General features: G+C 37.4%; 7 protein-coding genes. 6 read left to right on the plus strand and 1 reads right to left on the minus strand.

Annotated elements, in window-relative coordinates:
• Positions 1 to 2: 2 nt before the first annotated feature.
• Complete coding sequence (locus tag LKE05_RS12055; RefSeq protein ID WP_117966185.1) at positions 3 to 509, plus strand: dUTP diphosphatase; 507 nt, start codon at positions 3 to 5, stop codon at positions 507 to 509.
• Positions 510 to 537: 28 nt separating this feature from the next.
• Here the strand turns inward: LKE05_RS12055 and LKE05_RS12060 are convergent, their stop codons facing one another.
• Entirely contained in the window at positions 538 to 1,338 is an 801-nt protein-coding gene (locus LKE05_RS12060; RefSeq protein ID WP_308457005.1) for an AraC family transcriptional regulator, read from the minus strand.
• A gap of 975 nt (positions 1,339 to 2,313) precedes the next feature.
• On the opposite strand from LKE05_RS12060, the gene kduI reads away from it, so the two are divergent.
• The 5 genes from kduI to LKE05_RS12085 all read left to right on the plus strand — a co-directional run.
• On the plus strand, positions 2,314 to 3,144 hold the full coding sequence (gene kduI / locus LKE05_RS12065; protein WP_118445686.1) for a 5-dehydro-4-deoxy-D-glucuronate isomerase: 831 nt from the start codon (positions 2,314 to 2,316) through the stop codon (positions 3,142 to 3,144).
• A gap of 101 nt (positions 3,145 to 3,245) precedes the next feature.
• On the plus strand, positions 3,246 to 3,872 hold the full coding sequence (locus LKE05_RS12070; protein ID WP_308457006.1) for an SGNH/GDSL hydrolase family protein: 627 nt from the start codon (positions 3,246 to 3,248) through the stop codon (positions 3,870 to 3,872).
• Positions 3,873 to 3,882: 10 nt separating this feature from the next.
• Positions 3,883 to 5,472 (plus strand): NAD(P)/FAD-dependent oxidoreductase, encoded by a 1,590-nt coding sequence (locus LKE05_RS12075; protein WP_308457007.1) that lies wholly within the window; start codon positions 3,883 to 3,885, stop codon positions 5,470 to 5,472.
• The gene (locus LKE05_RS12080; protein ID WP_118445660.1) at positions 5,462 to 6,325 is read left to right on the plus strand and encodes a DMT family transporter; all 864 of its coding nucleotides are present in this window, start codon (positions 5,462 to 5,464) and stop codon (positions 6,323 to 6,325) included. The genes LKE05_RS12075 and LKE05_RS12080 overlap by 11 nt, the downstream gene beginning before the upstream one ends.
• Before the next feature lie 26 nt (positions 6,326 to 6,351).
• On the plus strand, positions 6,352 to 6,746 hold a 395-nt coding region (locus tag LKE05_RS12085), incomplete at its 3' end, for an S-layer homology domain-containing protein (RefSeq protein ID WP_308457008.1).

The following is a 6,746-nucleotide window of genomic DNA, read 5'->3' on the forward strand; positions in this document are numbered from 1 at the left end:
ATATGCAGAGAGTAGCTAAATTTGAAAAAGTCAGCTTTGAACAATTCAAAAAAGACTGGGCAGACACATTTTATGTGACAGATGGTATAGAAAAGATATACGAAGATATAAAGCTTCCGAAAAGAGCAACGGCAGGCTCGGCAGGTTATGATTTTTATGCACCGATGGCATTTGAATTAAAGCCTGGAGAAACTATAAAAATACCGACAGGTATCAGAGTTAAAATCAATGACGGCTGGGTACTGAAACTTTATCCTAGAAGCGGTTTGGGATTTAAGTTCAGAGTGCAGATGAACAATACCGTCGGAATTATCGACAGTGATTATTATAACAGCGATAATGAGGGACATATATTCTGCAAAATCACAAACGACACAAACGAAGATAAAACCGTTTCGGTAAACAAAGGTACAGGCTTTTGTCAGGGAATATTCGTAGAATACGGAATTACTTTTGACGATGATGTTACCGACGAAAGAAACGGCGGTTTCGGAAGTACGGGAATGTAAAAAAATGAGTTCCAAGTGAACTCATTTTTTAGTTTGTATCTATATGTTTTCTGTATTCATTAGGACTCATATGCACGATATGGCGAAATGTTTTACAAAAATATGTTGATGAATTATAACCGCAGGCGGTAGCTATATCCGTTATGCTATGTTTACTGTTTCTTAGAAGTTCGCAGGCATTGTTTATACGCACTGTATTCAGATAATCCGAAACGGTTATGTTCATTTCTTGTTTAAACAGCTTACACAAATGCGGTTTTGAAATATGAACGGCGTCTGAAATATCGTCAAGGTTTTGAACTGTCTGATAATTCTTGTTTATGTATTCGAGAATTAAATCTATAGTTCTGTGTTTTTCTGAAACTTTTTTCTTTTCCGTATTTTTACAACTTGAAAGAATGGTGAGCAGTTCGCAAATATGAATATATGAGTAATTCGGATTTTGTTCCATACGTTGTATTATTTCTATTACAGAACTGAATTGTGCGGAATCCAAATGTATTTTCTGATTGTTAAACATATTGAGCAAGTTTTGGTATGCATCAGGCAACATATATTGTGAAAGATAATGTTCGGTAAAATGAAGTGCATATCTTTCGTGTTCCGTACCGCCGTTGTTTTTGTGGAGATCATCCGGCTTTAACAGAACAATTTCGTTTTTTGATACTGAAATAAGTTTGTCATCGGCAAGCAATGTTGTAGAACCTCTCAAAATGATAAATATTTCATATGAATGGTGATAGTGCAAATTAGATTGCCTGTCACCCTTTTTTCGTGTTTGACGATTGAGGTAAAACCAATCGTTTAAGGGATTATATCCGTTTGCCATATGTGACCGCTCCTTATCTGTTATAACGAGTACATAATATAACAGAAATTTGGTGATGTCAATACAGTATAAATCAAAAATAAAACCGATTGACAACAAGAAATAAATGTGATAAATTATACACAAGGGATATTTATGAAAAACTAATGTATGTGAAAAAACATATAAAGGAAGATGAATATGAAATTAAGAATTTTAGACAAAAATAATAATGAATTGTTTGTAAAACAAGGCTTGAAAATTGACTGTACATATGAGAGTGAATATTCTGCAGGAGATAAAATTTATATTTCGGCAAATAACTGTTATTTCTTCAAAATACAGCTTGACAGTGCATTAAAAGAAACGGTTGTATATGCTCCGTCGGGTAGTTTTGAATATCGAATTCCGACAGAAGTGTTGGAACGTATATATGAAGAAGGTGCTTTTGCGGGAACGGAGCACAGAATACGTGTATCGGAGGCTACTGACAAAGAAGCGTACGGCGAGAGGAATATTTCACTTAATCCATATGACCTGCAAGGTCAAAAAAGATGTTATCCGCACGCATATGCGAATTATGTAACACGCGGTGAGCCTTGCTTTTTTGAAAGAAATGCGATTGACGGCGTACTTGAAAATAAGGGCCACGGAAATTTTCCGTATCATTCTTGGGCAGGCGGTGCAAGAGATGATTTGGAGTATTATGTTGATTTCGGTACAGAAGTTGAAGTTGAAAAATTAGTATTTTATTTAAGAGCTGATTTTCCGCACGATACATATTGGAAGAATATTGATATAGAATTTTCGGACGGTGAAATCGTTACCGCAAACTTCGAGGGTGTTGCAGATGGTCAGGAAGTTGTATTAAAAGAGAAAAAAATTACAAGAACAATTCACCTTACAAATTTCATACAAGCGGTATTCCCGCTTTCTTGGGCGGCATTGTCGCAAATTGAGGTGTACGGCAGATACATAAAGGAAGATTTGAGTAAAATTGAAATAAGAAGTGCCTCAAATCCGAAAGATGTAAAAAATTACACAACCGAACGTTTAAGAGAAGAATTTCATATTGCAAAACTTTTCACAAAAGACAATATCAGAATGGTATATAGCCATATAGACAGAATTATCACCGCGGGAATTATGCCTGTTTACAGTGAATTGAAACTTGAGGCAGGCAAGGAGCTTGCGGCGGATTATTTCCTTCAAAGACGTGAAATGGGTTGTATTAATATCGGCGGAAAAGGTATAATTACCGTTGACGGAACGGAGTATGAAATGAATCCGCGTGACGGTATTTATATCGGTATGGGCAATAAAGATATTTCGTTTAAGTGCGTTGATATTGAAAATCCGCCTAAGTTTTATGTTTCGTCGTGTCCGGCACATACATCGTATCCTGTTGTGAAAATTGATATTACAAAGGCTAAGAAAGTTCCTTGCGGAAGTAAAGAGGATTGCAATAAGCGAGTGATAAACCAATATATTCACCCTGAAGTTATGCAGAGCTGTCAGCTGGCAATGGGACTTACAATGCTTGATGTCGGTTCAAACTGGAACACAATGCCGTGTCATACACATGACAGACGTATGGAGGTTTATTTGTATCTTGATATGGATGAAAATGACGCAGTATTTCATATGATGGGTGAGCCTGATGAAACACGTCACATCATTATGCACAATGAAGAGGCAGTTATTTCGCCGAGTTGGTCGATACATACAGGTGTCGGTACAAAGAATTACTCATTCATTTGGGCAATGTGCGGTGAAAATCAAGAATTTGACGATATGGACTTCATTGAAACAAAAGATTTGAAATAATTTACAAAAAGTCGAATGTAGAGTTACATTCGGCTTTTTTTATTGACTTTTACAAAGTGAATTGATACAATTAAATAAATAAAGAAAAGAGGGAAAATAAAGTGAAGAAAATATTATGTTTCGGTGATTCAAATACATGGGGACATAACCCCGTAGACTGCTCTAAACTTGAGAAACCGTGGACGGTTTGGTTAAAGGATATTGTACCTGAATATGAAATAGTATCTGACGGAGTATGCGGCAGAGCAACAACTCATTATTTGGAAAATGAAGATAAAACAAACGGTTTAAAAGATTTCAGAGAAAGATATTTAAGCGGTGAAAATGATTTTGATTTGATTATAATAATGCTCGGTACGAACGATGTGCTGAACAATATAGATTTTTCAAACCAAAAGACCGCCGATGTACTTAAAATATATGTAGAAGAATGCAGAACGAAATTCGGTAAGGACAAACCGAAAATATTGCTTGTATCGCCGATTTTGATAAATGATAATTGTTTGACACATCCTATATTCAAGGATTTGTACAGTGAAAAATCAATCGAAAAATCAACGCACTTTTCGGAATATATATCAAAACTTGCAGATGAAGAAGATACATATTTTATGAATGCGGCGAATTACGCGAAAGCGTCCGACATTGACGGAATACATATGGTTTCGGAGGAACATAAGAAACTTGCAAATGCGTTTGCGGATAAAATTAAAGAAATATTGTCATAAGGTGAAATAAATGCTAAGAATATCAGATATAAAATTAGGAACAGATGATACAGAATCAGATTTAAGAAAGAAAGTTTTAAAACTTTTGGGCGTGAAGAATGTTAAATCTTTTGAAATATCAAAAAAGTCAATAGACGCACGAAAAAAGCCTGATATACATTATGTATATTCGGTCGATGTTGAAACCGATAACGAAGAATATTATGCGAAGAAAATAAAAAACTCACAAATTGTAAAGAAGAAAACTTATGAATTTCCGAAGTGCGGTAAAATTGACAAGCCTGTCGTGATAGTAGGCACAGGACCTGCGGGACTTATGTGCGGACTTACTTTGGCACAAAACGGATATAAGGTAATACTTCTTGAACGCGGAAAGTGCGTAGAAGAAAGAATGAAAGACGTTGAGGCATTTTGGGAGGCAGGCTTTTTAAATCCCGAATCAAATGTACAGTTCGGCGAAGGCGGTGCGGGAACTTTTTCTGACGGAAAACTTACAACGGGTATAAAAGATTTTCGTATAAGAAAGGTGCTTGAAGAATTTCATAAGCACGGTGCACCGAAAGAAATATTATATTATTCAAAACCGCACGTCGGAACCGATAATCTTTCTAAAATGGTTGCGTCAATCAGAAGTGAAATTCGTAAACTCGGCGGTGAAGTCAGATTTTCCAATAAACTTGTCAATGTAAAAACCGACAACGGTGAAATATGCGGTGCGGTTGTTGAAAGTGACAGCGGTGAATATGTGATTGAAACAAATAATATTGTGCTTGCAATCGGTCACAGTGCAAGAGATACTTTTCTTATGCTCCAAAATCGCAATATAGCAATGGAGCAAAAGAGTTTTTCAGTCGGTGCGAGAATAGAACATTCTCAAGAAATGATAAATAAAAGCCAGTACGGTAAAGCGTATAAAAAACTTCCGGCGGCGGATTATAAAATGGCGGTACATCTTGAAAGCGGCAGAGGTGTGTATACATTCTGTATGTGTCCGGGAGGCAGAGTTGTTGCGTCTGCGTCGGAGGACGGCGGTGTTGTGACAAACGGTATGAGCTATTTTGCACGTGACGGAAAAAACGCAAACAGCGCATTGCTTGTAAATGTAACACCGAGCGATTTTAAAACTGACGATCCGCTTGCGGGAATGTATTTTCAGCGTGAAATTGAGCAGAGAGCATTTGAAGTCGGCGGCAAGAATTATAATGCACCGTGTCAAAGAGTCGGTGACTTTCTCGGAACGGAAAGTAACAGTGAATATACGGTCGAGCCGACATATAAGCCTAATGTGACGTGGGTAAATCTTGATGAAGTGTTCCCTAAATTCATAACCGATTCAATGCGTGAGGGAATAGTGCTTATGGATAACAAACTTCACGGATTTGCCGACAACGGTGCGGTTATAACAGGTCCTGAAACGAGGTCATCATCACCTGTAAGGATAATTCGTGACAAGAAAACAATGCAGTCAAACATAAAAGGTCTGTATCCTTGCGGTGAGGGTGCGGGATATGCAGGCGGTATTATGTCCGCCGCGGTTGACGGAATAAAAACAGCGGAAATGGTAGCAATTAATAACGGTAGGGGTAAAAATGAGCAGTAATAAAGTAAAAGGAATAATGTGTATAATTTCATCGGCGTTTTGCTTTGCGTTGATGAATATGTTCGTAAGAATGGCAGGAGATTTGCCGTCAATACAAAAAAGCTTTTTCAGAAATTTTATAGCACTTATTATAGCGTTCATTGTGCTGATAAGAACAGACGAAAAATTTAAGTTCAATAAAAAGAATTTGCCTGAATTATTGCTTAGGTCAATATTCGGTACAATGGGAATTTTGTGTAACTTCTATGCGATAGACCACCTTGTCTTGTCGGACGCGTCAATGCTTAATAAGCTGTCACCGTTTTTTGCGGTTATATGCTCGTATTTTGTGCTTAAAGAAAAGGTAAAGCCGTTCCAGGCTTTAGCTGTAATCGTGGCATTTATTGGTGCGTTGTTTATAATAAAGCCACAGTCAATATCGGCAAGCTTGCCAAGCTTTGTGGGAATGCTCGGAGGATTCGGAGCAGGTGTGGCGTACACAATGGTCAGAAAATTAAGTCAGAAAGGCGAAAGAGGTCCGTTTATAGTATTCTTTTTCTCGGCATTTTCGTGTGTTGTGACATTGCCGTATTTGATAGTTGACTATTCACCTATGACGATAGCACAGCTTGTAATACTTATATGTGCCGGAATAGCGGCGGCAGGCGGACAGTTTTCGATTACTGCCGCATATTCATATGCACCGGCAAGAGAAATATCGGTGTTCGATTATACGCAAATAATATTTGCGGCACTTATGGGGTTTATAGCATTCGGCGATATTCCCGATAAATTCAGTATTATCGGCTATGTAATAATATGCTCCGTGTCGGTAGCGATGTTTTTGTATAACAGGAGAGAAGATGAAAAATAATTTTTAATATTAAAGGGGGAGAAAAAATGAAAAAGAAGTTTGTTTTAGGTGCGTTATGTGTGTCAATGATTTTAGCGTCGGGAATAGGTGCTTCTGCGGAAGTAAGCGAAAGGCATTCACAATGGGCGGAGGAAAGTTTGATAAGTGCAGATGAAGCGGAATTATTGCCGAATTTCTTTGCGGACAGAGATTTAACCGCTAATATATCGCGTATTGATTTTTGTCATTTGGCATATAAAATGCTTGAACAAAAATCACTGATTAGTGAGAATAATGTTAAGAGTTCGTTTGCTGATACCGATGATAAAGAAGTAACTTTTCTTGCAAATTCGGGAATAATAAACGGACGTTCTGAAACGGAATTTGCACCGAATGACGATATTACGCGTGAGGAGGCGGCAGTAATACTGACGAATACAGC

The sequence above is a fragment of the Hominilimicola fabiformis genome (assembly GCF_020687385.1).
In the GTDB taxonomy this organism is placed as follows: Bacteria; Bacillota; Clostridia; order UBA1381; family UBA1381; genus Hominilimicola; species Hominilimicola fabiformis.